General features: G+C 66.4%; 14 protein-coding genes. 11 read left to right on the top strand and 3 right to left on the bottom strand.

Going from position 1 to position 15,034, the window contains the following annotated elements:
- Window positions 1-100 precede the first annotated feature (100 nt).
- From J0H39_01060 to J0H39_01010, 11 genes are all read left to right on the top strand, one after another.
- A complete protein-coding gene (locus J0H39_01060) occupies window positions 101-2,059 on the top strand; it encodes a cache domain-containing protein (protein ID MBN9495315.1) in 1,959 nt (652 codons plus the stop codon).
- Entirely contained in the window at window positions 2,056-3,267 is a 1,212-nt protein-coding gene (locus tag J0H39_01055; GenBank protein ID MBN9495314.1) for a TIGR03862 family flavoprotein, read from the top strand. Before J0H39_01060 ends, J0H39_01055 begins: the two co-directional genes overlap by 4 nt.
- Window positions 3,268-3,280: 13 nt before the next feature.
- Window positions 3,281-4,204, top strand: a complete 924-nt coding sequence (locus tag J0H39_01050; GenBank protein MBN9495313.1) for a glutaminase — start codon at window positions 3,281-3,283, stop codon at window positions 4,202-4,204.
- A 58-nt stretch (window positions 4,205-4,262) separates the two neighbouring features.
- Window positions 4,263-5,228, top strand: coding sequence for a magnesium/cobalt transporter CorA (gene corA / locus J0H39_01045; GenBank protein MBN9495312.1), 966 nt, complete (start codon window positions 4,263-4,265; stop codon window positions 5,226-5,228).
- A gap of 9 nt (window positions 5,229-5,237) precedes the next feature.
- Window positions 5,238-6,245, top strand: coding sequence for a hypothetical protein (locus J0H39_01040; GenBank protein MBN9495311.1), 1,008 nt, complete (start codon window positions 5,238-5,240; stop codon window positions 6,243-6,245).
- A 39-nt stretch (window positions 6,246-6,284) separates the two neighbouring features.
- A complete protein-coding gene (locus J0H39_01035) occupies window positions 6,285-6,614 on the top strand; it encodes a hypothetical protein (GenBank protein MBN9495310.1) in 330 nt (109 codons plus the stop codon).
- Between the two features lies 1 nt (window position 6,615).
- A complete protein-coding gene (locus J0H39_01030) occupies window positions 6,616-7,134 on the top strand; it encodes an ATP-binding protein (GenBank protein MBN9495309.1) in 519 nt (172 codons plus the stop codon).
- A gap of 308 nt (window positions 7,135-7,442) precedes the next feature.
- The gene (locus J0H39_01025) at window positions 7,443-7,733 is read left to right on the top strand and encodes an HU family DNA-binding protein (protein ID MBN9495308.1); all 291 of its coding nucleotides are present in this window, start codon (window positions 7,443-7,445) and stop codon (window positions 7,731-7,733) included.
- A 269-nt stretch (window positions 7,734-8,002) separates the two neighbouring features.
- Entirely contained in the window at window positions 8,003-9,049 is a 1,047-nt protein-coding gene (gene ugpC / locus J0H39_01020) for a sn-glycerol-3-phosphate ABC transporter ATP-binding protein UgpC (GenBank protein MBN9495307.1), read from the top strand.
- Window positions 9,049-9,657 (top strand): glutathione S-transferase family protein, encoded by a 609-nt coding sequence (locus J0H39_01015; GenBank protein ID MBN9495306.1) that lies wholly within the window; start codon window positions 9,049-9,051, stop codon window positions 9,655-9,657. Before ugpC ends, J0H39_01015 begins: the two co-directional genes overlap by 1 nt.
- 53 nt (window positions 9,658-9,710) lie before the next feature.
- A complete protein-coding gene (locus tag J0H39_01010; protein MBN9495305.1) occupies window positions 9,711-11,888 on the top strand; it encodes a PBP1A family penicillin-binding protein in 2,178 nt (725 codons plus the stop codon).
- Here the strand turns inward: J0H39_01010 and J0H39_01005 are convergent.
- The 3 genes from J0H39_01005 to J0H39_00995 are packed head-to-tail and all read right to left on the bottom strand — an operon-like array spanning window position 11,885 to window position 15,010.
- Complete coding sequence (locus tag J0H39_01005) at window positions 11,885-13,072, bottom strand: multidrug effflux MFS transporter (protein ID MBN9495304.1); 1,188 nt, start codon at window positions 13,070-13,072, stop codon at window positions 11,885-11,887. The two genes, J0H39_01010 and J0H39_01005, sit on opposite strands and share 4 nt — an antisense overlap.
- Window positions 13,069-14,265, bottom strand: coding sequence for a multidrug effflux MFS transporter (locus tag J0H39_01000; protein ID MBN9495303.1), 1,197 nt, complete (start codon window positions 14,263-14,265; stop codon window positions 13,069-13,071). The genes J0H39_01005 and J0H39_01000 overlap by 4 nt, the downstream gene beginning before the upstream one ends.
- On the bottom strand, window positions 14,258-15,010 hold the full coding sequence (locus J0H39_00995; protein ID MBN9495302.1) for a M48 family metallopeptidase: 753 nt from the start codon (window positions 15,008-15,010) through the stop codon (window positions 14,258-14,260). Before J0H39_00995 ends, J0H39_01000 begins: the two co-directional genes overlap by 8 nt.
- Window positions 15,011-15,034 lie beyond the last annotated feature (24 nt).

Here is a 15,034-nt window from a genome sequence, read left to right as displayed (position 1 = left end):
ACGCAAAAATGCTGCGCCATCCGACGTAGCATTTCAGATTGGGCTCATGTAACGGCATCACATTCGCCGATCTCGAAAATACAATCGGAGTTCCTCTCGAATGCGCATCTCGACCAAACTCGCCGTCATCCCCGCACTCGCTTTGATCGGCATGGCGATCGTCGCGGGCACGGCGCTGACGGTGTTCAACAGCCAGATGCGCGACGACGCGGGCCGCCGCAGCCAGGCGATCGTCGACGCGGCGGTGTCGATCGTCGCGAAATTCGAGACGGACGCGAAGGAAGGCCGCTTGGCCGTCGACGCCGCGAAGGCGGGCGCGCTGGCCGCGCTGAAGGCGTTGCGCTACGGCGACAACGACTATGTCTGGGTGCAGGATGGCGCGCCAAACGTCATCATGCATCCCTTCCGCCCCGATCTCGACGGCAAGAGCGTGGCCGAGGTTAAGGACCCGACCGGCAAGTTCCTGTTCCGCGAATTCGCGACCAAGGTGCGCGAAGCGGGGGCGGGGTTCGTGCCGTATCTGTGGCCCAAGCCCGGCTTCGAGAAGCCGGTCGAGAAGATCTCCTTCGTGCGCGGCTTCCAGCCCTGGGGCTGGATCGTCGGCTCGGGCGTCTATGTCGACGACATTCAGGCCGAACTGATCCGCAAGGCGATGATCCTGGGCGCCATCCTGATCGTCGCGGGCGGCGTCATTTTCGCGATCGGCTTCGTGCTGTCGCGCTCGATCGCGCGCCCGTTGAACGCCAAAGTCGCGCTGATCGGCGAAGTCGCCGACGGCAAGCTCGACGTGACCGTGCCGGACACCGATCGTCCGGACGAGATCGGCGAATTGGCGCGCGCTTTGGCCGTGTTCGTCGAGAAGGGCCGCGCGCAGCGCAAGCTCGAACAGGCGGCGGAAGCCGAACGCGAAGCCAAAGCGCGCCGCCAAGCCGCGGTCGAGCAATTGACGGCGGATTTCAACACCGCCGTGTCGAGCGTGCTGCAAACCTTGTCGGCCGCGGCCGACGAAATGCAGGCGACGTCCAAGACGATGACCGACACCGCCGACACGACGCGCAGCCAAGCCGAAACCGTGTCGCGCGCGGCGACCGCGTCGTCGGAAAATCTCGCGACCGTCGCGGGCGCGACCGAGGAAATGCTGGCGACCGTGCGCGAAATCGGCCGCCAGGTCGAAGACGCGACCAAGATCGCCGCCGACGCCGTGGGTGAGACCGAAAAGACCGACCGTATCGTTGCGGGGCTGGTCGATGCGGCCGCCCAGATCGGCGACGTGGTGAAGCTCATCAACGACATCGCGGGCCAGACGAATCTGCTGGCGCTCAACGCCACGATCGAAGCCGCGCGCGCGGGCGAAGCGGGCAAGGGCTTCGCGGTCGTCGCGTCGGAGGTCAAGAACCTCGCCAACCAGACATCCAAGGCGACCGAGGAAATCGCGGCGAAGATCAAGGCCGTGCAAAGCGCCACGGGCGAGGCGAGCTCGTCGCTCGCCAACGTGTCCAAGATCATCGGGCAGGTCAGCCAGATCTCGTCCGCCATCGCCGCCGCCGTCGAGGAGCAGGGCGCGACGACGCAAGACATCGTGCGCAACGTCCAGCACGCCAGCGATTCGACCCGCTCGGTCACCGCGTCGATCGATCACGTCTCGCAAGCCGCCGCCGAAACCGGCTCGGCCGCCGGCGAAGTGCTGAATGCGGCAAGCGATCTGTCGAAACAGGCCAGCGAGCTGCGTAGCGAGGTCGAAGAATTCCTCGACTCGATGCGCAACGCGGGCGAACGGCGCATGTTCGAGCGTCACGATTGCAACGTCGCGTGCCGCATCGAATATGCCGGCCGCACGAATGACGCCAAGCTGCTCAACGTCTCCAGCGCCGGTGCGTTGGTCGACGGCGCGCTGGATGCGCCGATCGGCACCCAATTGCGGGTGACGCCGGTGGGTTTCGCCGAAGCGCTGATCGGGCGCGTCGTGCGCCGCAATGCGGATGGTGTGGGCATCAGCCTCAACCAGAACGAAGCCGTCCGGCGCGTGGTCTCGGCGCTGGTCGCCAAGCAGGCGGCGTGACGCGCAAGGTTGCCATTATCGGGGCGGGCCCCGCCGGGTTGTTCGCCGCGCAAGTCCTGGCACAAGCGGGGCTGGCCCCGGTCGTGTTCGACCTTATGGCCGCGCCGTTGCGCAAATTCCTGCTCGCCGGGCGCGGCGGTTTGAATCTGACGCATGGCGAAGCGCTCGATCCGTTCCTTGCGCGCTATGCGGGCGCCGCGCCGAACTTGGAAGCGGCGATCCGCGACTTTCCGCCTGCGAAATTGCGCGAATGGGCCGATGGGTTGGGGGCCGAAACCTTCGTCGGCTCGTCCAACCGCGTATTTCCCAAAGCGATGAAGGCCTCGCCTTTGGCGCGCGCGTGGCTGCGCGAACTTTCGCGGCTGGGCGTGGAACTGCGCGCGCGGCATCGCTGGATCGGCTGGACCGACGATGGCGCGTTGCGTTTCGAAACGCCGGACGGCGACGTCACGTTCAAAGCCGACGCGACGATCCTGGCGCTGGGCGGGGCCAGCTGGCCCAAGCTCGGCTCGGATGGCGCATGGGTCGATACACTCGCCGCGCGCGGCGTGAATGTCGCGAAATTGCAGCCGTCGAATTGCGGTTTCGTCGCAACATGGTCGGCGCATCTGGCCGCGAACCACGCGGGCACGCCGCTCAAACGCATCGCGATCGCGTTCGGCGATAAGCGCGCGCGCGGCGAAGCGATGCTGACGCGCGAAGGCATCGAAGGCGGGGCGATCTACGCGCTGTCGGGGCCGTTGCGCGACGCGATTTTGCGCGACGGCTACGCGACCGCGCGGATCGATCTCGTACCCGATATGAGCTTTGCCGAACTGCACGCCAAGCTCGACAAGCCGCGCGGGACAAAATCCTTCGCCACCTGGGTGCGCCGCGCCGTGGCGCTGCCGCCCGCCGCCTTGGCGCTGCTGCAGGAAGACCGCAACGTCGCCAAGCTCGACGCTTCGGGCGTGGCGGCGGCGATCAAATCGGTGCCGATCACGCTGGTCGCGATGGCGCCGATCGACCGCGCGATTTCCTCCGCCGGCGGTGTGGCTTTCGGCGGGATCGACGCGCACTACATGCTGCGCGATCTGCCGGGCGTGTTCGTCGCGGGCGAAATGCTCGATTGGGAAGCGCCGACCGGCGGGTATTTGCTGCAAGCCTGTTTCGCCACCGGTCACGCGGCGGCCAAGGGCGTTCTCGCGTTTCTTGAATCCGGACGATAGTCTTCCAGTCGGCATGACCGATCTGCAAAACATCGTCGACGAGATCCACGCCGAACTGGCCCCGCGGCGCGGCGAAGGCAAGGTCGCGGATTACATCCCGGCTTTGGCGCGGGTCGACGCCAAGAAATTCGGCCTCGCGGTCGTCGATCTCGATGGCAAGGCGGCGATCGCGGGCGACGCGAAAACGCCGTTCTCGATCCAGAGTATCTCGAAGGTCTTCACGCTGACGATGGCGCTGGGCCGGTCGGGTGCGGAGCTTTGGACGCGGGTCGGGCGCGAGCCGTCGGGCTCGCCGTTCAATTCGATCGTGCAGCTGGAGGCCGAGCGCGGCATTCCGCGCAATCCGCTGATCAACGCGGGGGCGCTGGTCGTGACTGACACGCTGCTCGACGGGCGCGGGCGGGACGAGACGGCCGCCGATATTCTGGCGTTCATGCGTGAACGTGCAGGCGGCGAACCCGTCACGCGCGACGCGGAAGTCGCGGCTTCGGAAGCGGCGACGGGGTTCCGCAACGCCAGCCTTGCGAATTTCATTCGCGCCTTCGGCAATATCCATAATCCGATCGACGACGTGCTGGCCGTCTATTTCGGCCAATGCGCCATCGCGGCGAGCTGCCTTGCCTTGGCGCGCGCGGGGCTCTACCTCGCCAATGAAGGCGTCGATCCGTTGGCCAAGCGCCGGGTGATCGACGCGGCGGGTGCGCGGCGTATTTGCGCGGTCATGATGACCTGCGGCCATTACGACGCGTCGGGCGATTTCGCCTTCCGCGTCGGCCTGCCGGGCAAAAGCGGCGTGGGCGGTGGCATTCTGGCCGTGGCGCCCAAACGGGCGGCAATCGCGGTCTGGTCGCCGGGGCTGGGGACGGCGGGCACATCGTTGCTGGGCGGGCTGGCGCTGGAAAAACTCGCCGCGCGGACCGGCTGGTCGGTGTTCTGAGACGTGCCAGTTCGCGGGCGTCCTGCTAGGGTGCGCCCGTTCACCCCGGGGCGCCCCCATGCTGCTGAATTGCGTCGCCTATCAGGAGGGCAAGAAGCTCTCCGACATTCCCGTCGAACGGATCAGCGAAGTCCTGCACACGCCCGGGACCTTCGTTTGGGTCGCCATGCGCGATCCCGACCAGGCGGAGATGGAGGCGATGCGCCGCGAATTCGGCCTGCACGAATTGGCGGTCGAAGACGCGCTGCGCGGCCATCAGCGCCCGAAGATCGAGGAATATGGCGACTCGCTGTTCGCGATCATTCAGCTCGTGGATATCGAGGGTGGCGAATTATCGGTCGGCGAGGTCGCGGTGTTCGTCGGCCCGAACTACGTGTTGTCGGTGCGCAGCCGCGCCAAGCAGACCTTCCTGGGCGTGCGCGACCGTTGCGAGCGCGAGCCGCATCTGTTGAAGCAGGGCGCTTCCTTCGTGCTCTACGCGCTGATGGACGCCGCGGTCGATCGCTATTTCCCGGTCGTCGATGCGCTGGAGACCGAGCTTGAGGCGATCGAAGACCGGATCTTCGAAAAGGGCGGCCAGCGCGCGAATATCGAACGGCTTTACGAATTGAAGCGCAAGGTCATGTGCCTGCGCCACGCGGTGGTGCCGTTGATCGAAGGGGTCAGCAAGCTCTATGGCGGGCGCGTGCCCGCCGTGTGCACGCATAGCCAGGAATATTTCCGCGACGTCTACGACCATCTGCTGCGCATCAACGCGTCGATCGACGATTTGCGCGACACCGCGACGACTGCGATGCAGGTGAACCTGTCGATGGTCACGATCGAAGAAAGCGAGGTCAACAAGCGCCTCGCGGCTTGGGCCGGTATCTTCGCCGTCGCCACCGCCTTCGCCGGCATCTGGGGCATGAACTTCAAAAACATGCCGGAGCTCGACTGGGATTACGGCTATCCGGCCGCTCTCGTCACGATCGCATTGGCGTGCGGGCTGCTCTATCGGCGCTTCAAGAAGACGGGCTGGTTGTAAGGCACCAGCATGGCCGTCGCCGTTATCGACGCCGATTCCAGGCTTTCGACCGCGCCGTTGCCCGGCGGCGGCAAGCCGCTGCTATTGGCGTTGATCGCGTCGATCCTGCTGCATTTGCTGCTGCTGTTTCTATGGGTCGGCGCCGAACGGCGCGATTTGCCGCCGGCCGAGCCCGAGATCGTCGCGATCCCGATGGAATTTATCGAACCGCCGCCGCCGCCCGCACCGCCGCCGCCCGCACCGCCGCCGGCGCGCGAGGCGCCGCGCGTGCCGCAACCGCCGCCCGCACCGCAAGTCGCACCACCGCCGCCGCCGCCTTTGCCGCCGCAGCTTGAAACCGCCACACCGGCCGAACGGTCGAGCTCGCCCACGCCCAATGCGCGGCCTGAAACCGTGCCGCCGATCGACCGGCGCGCGACACCCGCCCCGTCGCCATCGCCCGCCAATCGCGAGGCGGTTGCGCCGGAGCCGCCCGCCGCCGCTGCCGAGGCGCCGCCCGTGCCGACCTCGCCCGACGGGCTTGCCCCGCCGCCGCCCGCCCCGGTGCCGCGCCGCGCGGCCCCGGCCGCCCCGCCCGCCCAGCGCCCGGCGCAAGTGCAGGACGAAGCGCGCCCGACCGTCGGCGGCGGCGTGCCGTCCGAAAAAGTCACCCAGGCGGAAACGGATTTCCTGCTCGCGCAGATCCTGCGCAACTGGATGCTCGATTACAGCAATCCGCGCTTCGCGAAGATTCAGATTTCCTTCTTTTTCATCATCGAACCCGACGGCATGTTGCGCGACGAGATGAACGCGCGCGCACCGCTCGACTACCGGCGGATCATCGGCGACTACGACGCGATCGTCGCGGCATCCGCGCGCAATCCCGAAGCGCGCGACGCGCGCTCGTTGCTCGAATCCTTCGTCGTCGCCGCGCGCGCGGCCCAGCCCTTCGCCCGCCAGCCGGGCGCGCCGCCTGTTACACAAGCGCGCATGCTGGAAATCCGCTTCGTGATGGGCGACCTGCCGCCGCGCAGGTAAGAATAAGCGGCGTTTCGACGCTCATAAGGGGAGGGAGCCATGCGAATTCCGGTTGGTGCCTTCGTTGCGTGCATCGCTTGTGTCGCGTTCGCCGGATCGGCCTTCGCCGATGCGATCGATGGGGATTGGTGTTCGACCACGTCGCGCCGTCATCTCAATATCGCCGGGCCCAAGATCGTGACGCCGGCCGGCAAAGCGATCGACGGCGATTACCGCCGTCACGATTTTTCGTATTTGGCGCCGGCGGGCGAACGCGAAGCGGGCAAGCGCGTCGCGATGCGCTTGGTCAACGACCGCACCATGTTGTTCCGGCCCGAAGGTGCTGCGAGCGACGAAGTGTGGGAACGCTGCGCGCGGCCGACAAGCTGAAATGGCGGTTCTGATCGCTTTTGCCGGCCTGCCGGGAACCGGAAAATCGACGATCGCCAAATTGCTGGCGCGCGCGATCGGTGCGGTCTATTTGCGCGTCGATGCGATCGAAGGCGCGTTGCGCAGCCTCGATCCCGGCCGCGCGATCGGGCCCGAAGGCTACGACATCGCGGCCGCACTCGCCGTTTCCAATCTGGAAACCGGGCGGGACGCGATTGTCGATTGCGTCAATCCGTGGCCGTTGACGCGCGAGGGTTTCCGCCAAGCGGCGCGTCGCGCGCATGCCGAATTTCTGGGCGTGGAGATCGTCTGCGCCGATGCGGGCCTTCATCGCGAACGTTTGGAAGGCCGGATGAACGATCTGCCCGGCGTGCCGAAAGTCGAATGGTCGGCCGTCGTCGCGCGCGACTATCGCCGGTGGGACGACGCGGATATTCGCGTCGATACGGCCGCGACTTCCGCATCTCAAGCCGCGGAAATACTGGCTTCGCGCGTGCGCGGCGTCGTGCCGCGACATTGAATCGTTCGGCGCCGACCGTCGTAAAAACCCGGATTTCCGGTGTTTTTCGGATCGGAAGCGCAAGAAATACCGATTCCATCGGCATTTCTCATTTTTTTGTGCTTGCCCCGAATCGGTCGAAGGGGCATACCGATTCGCAGCCACCCTCTCCGATTCGCTTCGAATCGCCCGTAAATCCGGGCTTTGATGCGGGTGCGAGGGGATGGGGGCGGCGCAACTCGAAGGTTCGATGAACGGCGCGATAGCGCGTTCGAAGTCCGCTCGGGGGCGTCGAAAAGGAAGAAACCCGTTAGAGGAGGCCTACCTCAATGGCCGAGAAGCAGGAAGTCGTTACGCTCAAGGCGATCGCGTATGAGCTCGCTGAGAAGCATGAGATCCCCAAGAAGCAGTCGGTCGAGATCCTCGACGGCTTCGTCGCCGCGCTGACGAAGAGCCTGAAGAAGGGTGCCAAGATCCGCGTTCCGGGCCTGGGCATTTTCCAGGTTCGCAAGCGTCCGGCGCGCCTCGGCCGTAACCCGGCCACGGGCGAGCAGATCAAGATCAAGGCGTCGAAGAAGGTCGCTTTCCGCGCCGCCAAGGATCTCAAGGAAGCCGTCTAAGCTTTCTTGCCCGGCTTTCGGGCCGGAATAAAAGCGCGGGGACGCATCGCCGTTCCCGCGCTTTTTCTTTTGGGCCCGGTTCTTTTGCCCAATTTTTGAACTTCACGTCGCGGCCGGTTCCATGACTTGAAACCGCCTGCTTTTGTAATCACATCGCCGCCGTCGGTTTTATTGCATCGCGGAACGGTACTCCGGCGCAATCTTCAGGTTGCCCAAGGCGGGTGTATCGCATTAATCTGCCCCCCATAATTCCAACGGGGGAAACACCTATGGCTGGCGTATCTGTACGTGACGTTCGCAAGGCTTATGGCAACACGGCCGTCATTCACGGCGTGGACGTCGAAATCGCGGACGGCGAATTCGTTGTTCTGGTCGGTCCCTCGGGCTGCGGCAAGTCGACCCTGCTGCGTATGATCGCGGGTCTGGAGGAAATCTCCGGCGGCGAAATCTCGATCGGAAACCGGGTGGTGAACCACCTGCCGCCGAAGGAACGCGACGTCGCGATGGTGTTCCAGAACTATGCGCTGTATCCGCACATGACCGTGCGCGACAACATGGCGTTCTCGCTGACGCTGCGCAAAGCCGACAAGGCCGAGATCGACAAGCGCGTGAAGCGCGCGTCCGAGATTCTGAACCTCGAGAAGTATCTCGACCGTTACCCGAAGCAGTTGTCGGGCGGTCAGCGCCAGCGCGTCGCCATGGGCCGCGCGATCGTGCGCGACCCGCAGGTGTTCCTGTTCGACGAACCGTTGTCGAACCTCGACGCCAAGCTGCGCGTCGCGATGCGCACGGAAATCAAGGCGCTGCACCAGCGCCTGAAGACCACGACCGTCTACGTCACGCACGACCAGATCGAAGCGATGACGATGGCCGACCGCATCGTCGTCATGCATGACGGCATCGTCGAGCAGATCGGCACGCCGCTCGAGCTGTACGACAGCCCGGCGAACCTGTTCGTCGCGGGCTTCATCGGCTCGCCGGCGATGAACTTCCTGAAGGCCAAGGCCAATGGCGGCGCGGTCGAACTGCCCGGCGGCTTGAAGGTTCAGGCCCCCAAGGGTGCGGGCTCCGATCTCAAGGTCGGCATCCGGCCCGAACACCTCACGCTCGCCACCGGCGGTGAAGGCTTGCCGGCGACGGTCAAGGTGATCGAGCCGACGGGTGCGGAAACGCTGGTGCTGTTCGAAATCGACGGTCAGGACACGACCGCCGTGTTCAGCGAGCGTCATGCCTTCCGTCCGGGCGAGCACATCAAGCTCACGCCCAAGCCCGGCATGTTCCATGTGTTCGACGCCGCTTCCGGCCGTCGTCTCTAATGGCGCTGCATCTTTACGCCGCGAACACCTCCAACGCGCAGCGCGCCAGCTGCGCGTTGGAGGAATTCGGTTTGCCCTACACGCTGCATAAGCTCGACCTGTCGAAGGGCGAGCAAAAGACGGCGGAATTCCTGGCGATCAACCCGGCGGGCCAAGTGCCCGCCATGGTCGATGACGCGGCCGGCGTGAAGCTCGCGCAGTCTTGCGCGATCCTGCTCTATCTCGCCGACAAGACCGGCAAGCTGCTGCCCGCCGCCAAGAAGGCGGATGTGCTGCGCTTGGTCGCCTATGCGGCGTCCGATGTGTCGGGTGCCGTCGGCGCCTATATCGGCTTCTCGATGTCGAAGCTCGCCGACAAGCCGGCCCCCGTGGGCGAATGGCTCGCCGCGCGCGTCGCGACGGCGCTGGGCCAGGCCGACAAGGCGCTCGCCGATGGCCGCCCGTTCATCGCGGGCGACGAATTCACCATCGCCGATCTCGCCCTTGCCCCGGCCGCGCGCCGGGCGAAGGACATACCCGGCGTGGCGGACCTCGCCCATCTCCAGGCCTATATCGCGCGGGTTTTCGCCCGCCCGGCGATGGCCAAGGGTCTGGCCGCCCTGGCCTAAGCTTCGGCGCGGCTTCGCCATAAATCCGGCGGATTCGGCGGTAGAATCCGCCTATGTCGAGTCGCAGAATCTCCCGGCGCGAGCCGAGCTTCGAACGGTCCGCCGCCGATACGGCCGAACGCGGGGATTCCTTGCGCGCCGACCCGGAATCGCGACCGCCAAGGCGGAGCCCCAAGCCCAAGCGCGCCAAAGCCGACAAATCCGCCAAGAGGCGCGGCGGCGGCGGCGGCCGCTTTGGCAAGATCGCGAAATTCGCCCTCAAATGGGGTCTCGTCGTTGGCATTTGGGGCGGTATCGCAGGGGCCGGGGCGCTCGCCTATTTCGCGCTGACCCTGCCGCCGATCGATCGGATCGAGCGTTTCGACCGCCGCCCGGCGATGACTTTCGTCGATGCGGGCGGCGACACGGTCGCGACCTATGGCGATCTCTATGGCGGTCTCGTGCGCCTGGACGAGATGCCGGCCTATCTGCCGATGGCCGTGTTGGCGACCGAGGATCGGCGCTTCTACGAGCATTTCGGCGTCGATCCGCGCGGCATCGCGCGCGCTTTCGTCGCCAATCTTCAGGCGGGTCGCGTCGTGCAAGGCGGCTCGACGATCACCCAGCAGCTCGCCAAGAACGTGTTTCTCGACAACGACCGTTCGGCCGAGCGCAAGATCCGTGAATTGCTGCTCGCCTTCTGGCTGGAGCGCAAATTTACCAAGGAACAGATCCTCACGCTCTATTTGAACCGCGTCTATCTGGGGGCGGGCACCTATGGTGTGGAAGCCGCCGCGCGGCGCTATTTCGGCAAATCGGCGCGCGAGGTGAATGTCCACGAAGCCGCGATCATCGCGGGGCTTCTGAAAGCGCCGTCACGCTTGGCACCCACCGCCAGCCTGCCGCGCGCCAAGGCGCGCGCCTCCGACGTGCTCGACAATATGGTCGAGGCGGGATTCTTGACATCTACCCAGCGCCAGACGGCGGGCACGATGCCGGTGTCGAGCCCCAGCTTCACCCAAGCCCAGCGCGGCAATCGCTATTTCACCGATTGGCTGCTCGATCAGGTGCAAGGCTTCGTCGGCTTCGCCGATCGGGATTTGACGATCGTCACCACGATCGATCAGCGCTTGCAGCGCGCGGCCGAAACGGCGCTCGCCGATATCCTCAACCGCGAAGGCCCGCGCGCGGAGGTCGAACAGGGCGCCTTCGTGTTGATGAAGCCCGACGGTGCGGTGCAGGCGCTGGTCGGCGGGCGCGATTACGCGACCAGCCCCTTCAATCGCGCGACCGAAGCGCGCCGCCAGCCCGGCTCGTCGTTCAAAACCTTCGTCTATCTCGCGGGCATCGAACATGGGTTGAAGACGACCGATATCGTGTCGGGTGCGCCGCTTCAGATCCGCGATTGGCGCCCGCAGAATATCGACGGGCGCGTCTTCGGCGATATGACCGTGCACGACGCGTTCGCGCGTTCGGTCAACACGGCCGCGATCCGCGTGGCCCAGCAGGCGGGCATCGACAACGTGCTGCGCACCGCGCAGCGTTTGGGCGTGGCCTCGCCCTTGCGCCGCGATCTGTCGATCGCGCTGGGCACGTCGGAAACCACGCTGCTGGAAATGGTTGCCGCCTATGCGCCTTTCGCCAATGGCGGCGAGGGCGTCATCCCGCATGCGATCACCGAAATCCGCGATGCGGGCGGCACCGTGCTGTATCGCCGCCAAGGCTCGGGCCCCGGCATGGTCGTCGAGAAACCGGCTTTGGCCGCGATGACCGAATTGCTGACGGCGGTGGTGAAGGAAGGCTCGGGCCGTGCGGCCGCGCTGGACCGGCCGACCGCCGGCAAAACGGGCACGACGCAGGATTATCGCGACGCGCTGTTCATCGGCTTCACCGCCGATTACGTGGGCGGGGCGTGGTTCGGCAACGACGATCGCGACGATATGCGCCGCATCACTGGCGGTACGTTGCCCGCCCGGTTGTGGCGCAGCGTGATGCTCGAAGCGCATCGCGGCCTGCCCGCGCGCCCGCTGCCCGGCGATATCCCGATCGAACAACCGGGCTGGTTCGCGCGGCTGTTCCAATCGCTGCAAGCGCCGTCGGCGCCAACACCCGAATCGCAAGGCCAGGTCCTGCGCGTGCCCGCATCACCCAGCGCGCCCGCGCAACGCATGATCGACGAATCTCAGCGCGACTATCGCGGGCTATTGCCCGGCGATCCGGGCTACACGCCCAATCACGGCACCACCAACTAGCGTTTGGCGAGCAGCGCGAAGCTGACGAACGCGGCCGACCCGCAAGCAAGCACGATCGCGGGCAGGGCGGTCGTGCCGCCCGCATGCAACGCGCCGAACACGATGCCGGTGAAGGCCGCCGTCGCCATTTGCAGGAAACCCATCAGGGCCGACGCCGCCCCCGCCATCGTGGGATAGGGGCCAAGTGCGGCACCCTGGCCATTGGGCAGCACGATGCCCATGCCGGCCATATAGACCGCCATCGGCGCCGTTAGCAGCGTGGCGCCGATCAAGCCGGGTGTGGCGAAGCCGCCGGAAGCGACGAGCAGCATCGCCGCCCCGCCCGCGACGTTGAGGCAGGTGCCCAGCCGCAGCAATTTATCCGCGCCCCAGCTTTTGCTGAGCCGCACGGTCAATTGCGCGCCGACGACATAGCCGATCACGCAAATCAGGAAGAAGCCCGCGTATTCCGGCGGCGACAGGCCCAGCACCTCGATCAACACGAAGGGCGAGCCGGAAATGAAGGCAAAGAACCCGCCATAGCAAAGCGACACGACCAGCGCGTAGCCGAGATATGTGCGGCTGGCGAGCAGCAGCGCGAAATTGCGCAGCATGCGGCCGGGATCGGTCGCGGCGGGGTCCTTGTGCGCGTTGGTCTCGTCGAGACCGAAGACGAGCCCCGCTAGCAGCACCAGCGCGAAGCCGAGCAGCAGCACGAAATTCCAGCGCCAACCGAACGCGACTTCGATGAAGCCGCCGAAGATCGGTCCGATGGCGGGTGCGAACGCCATGATCGATCCGACGATGGCCAAAGCGCGCGCGGCGCCGTCGCGGCCATAGACGTCGCGCACGATCGCGCGGCCGAGCACCACGCCCGCACAGGCGCCGGCCGCTTGACCCGCCCGGCCCCAGATCAACGCTTCGATCGTGGGGGCGAGCGCGCAGGCGAGGCTGGCCGCCGTGTAGATCGCGATGCCCGCGATCGCCACCGGCCGACGGCCGTAACGATCGGATAGCGGGCCGTAGACGAGCTGCACGACCGCGAAAGCGCACATATAGGCGGACAGCGTGAGCTGCACGCGTGCCACGTCGGCGTCCAGCGCTTTACCGATCGCGGGCAGCGAGGGCAGATAAAGATCGGTCGACAGCGGCCCGATGGCCACCATGCCGACGATCAGCGCGAAGACGTAGCGCCCGGCGGTCATGCGTGTTTGCTCTCGGCGGGGGCGAGCCAGGCGAAGACCGCGACCAGAATCGATGCGGCCGCGATCGCCAACGCCATCGACCGCGCGCTGCCGTCGGCGAAAGCGGCGACGATCAATGTGACGCTGGCGCCCATCGCCATCTGCGCGAAGCCTTGCAGGGCGGCGGCGGTTCCCGCCATCTGCGCGAAAGGCTGCATCGCGGCGGCGAGGGCGGAGGGCAAGACGAGGCCGTAGCCGAACATATAGATCATCATCGGCGCGATCACGGTGGCCGGCGCTTCCAGCCCCAGCAACGTGACCGCCGCATAGGCCATGCCGCCGGCGAGCGCGCAACCCGCACCGATACGGGCCAGCTTATGCGACGGATCGCGCCCGGTGCGTTTGCCCGCGAGCGTGGAACCGGAGAAATAGCCGACCACCGTGAACAGCGGCATGAAGCCGAACAAGGCGGGGCTCATCCCGAAGCCGTCGATCATCACGAAGGGCAGGCCGGTCGCGAACGCCATCAGCCCGCCGAAGAATGCCGCGGTCAGCCCGGAATAGGCGATGTAGATCCGGCTGCGCAGCAAGGCGCCGTAATTCGTCATCAACCGGACGGGGTCGGTGGCGGCGGGATCGCGTTGCCGGATGCTTTCGTCGAGCCGCAGATAGGTGGCAAGCCCGATTCCAGCACCGATCAGCAGCAACGCGGCGAAGGCGGCGCGCCAGCCGAACAACACCTGCAACTGTCCGCCAAGAACGGGTGCGATGGCCGGGCCCGCCGCCATCGCCATGCCGATGAAGGCGAGGGTGCGCGCCCCTTGCACGCGATCGTAACGGTCGCGCACCACGGCGCGCGAAATCGTGACGCCTACGCAAGCGCCGATCCCTTGGATGAAGCGCCCGGCGATCAGAATGCCGATCGAGCCGGCGGTCATGCAGATGATGGTGCCCGCGAGATAGACGATCACGCCCGCGAACAGAATCGGCCGGCGGCCGAAGCGGTCGGAGAAGGCGCCCCAGAACAACTGCGCGACCGCGAATGACGCGAGGAACACCGTCATGGTCAGCTTGATCTCGCCCGCCGCCGCGCCCAAGGCCTGGGCGAGCGAGGGCAGCGACGGCGTGTAAAGGCCGATCGACAATTGCCCGAGGATCGAGATCAAGGTGAGCAACGCGATCGTGCCCGCCGTCGCGCGCGCTTGTTCAGCCATGCCGGTGGAGTTTCGTTCCGTGCTCGGCGAGCCAAGCCTTGGCGGCCCGATGATCGCCGTAGAGTTGTTCGACCGTCGCCCAGAAGCGGGGCCCGTGATTCATATGGGCCAGATGCGCCACTTCGTGCGCGACGACATAGTCCAGCACGAAGACGGGGGCGAGCACCAGCCGCCAGGAATAGGAAAGCCGCCCGCCCTGCGCCGCCGAACCCCAGCGCGATCTGGGGTCTGCTATGCGCACGGCGCGCACCGTCTTGCCGATGCGCTGCGCCGCGTCGCGGGATTTCGCCAGCAACACGGTTCGCGCTTGCGCGCGCAGGAAATCGCGCACCCGGCGCGCGACGAACGCCGCATCGCCGCCCACGCGTAGCGTGTCGCCGTCGAGGCGCGTCGGCCCGCCGCCCGGCTCATGTTCGACGCGCACGCGCTTGCCCAAAAAGTCGAATTCCGCGCCGGCCGCGAAGGGCGCCGATTCGGGTAATCTTTCGAGGCGCTTGCGCAGCCACTCGGCCTCGCGCCGGGCGAAGCGCAAGCCTTCCTCGATCGACACATGCCACGGCACGGTCAACGCGACCGCGCCATCGGTCGGATCGACGCGCAAGGAAATGCGCCGCGCGCGCGGATTGCGCGTCACGCGCACCTGCGTCGTCCGGCCGGGTTCGACCAGATCGGCGACGTCCAGCGTGCGCTTGCGGCCTTGTTGATCGCCGAGCCCGCGCGACAACCGGGAGAGGAGGGAGGACATCAAGCCCACGCCCCGTTTTATGGG

Source organism: Alphaproteobacteria bacterium (genome assembly GCA_017308135.1).
Taxonomy (GTDB): Bacteria; Pseudomonadota; Alphaproteobacteria; order CACIAM-22H2; family CACIAM-22H2; genus Tagaea.
This window is presented reverse-complemented; position numbering and strand designations above follow the sequence as displayed.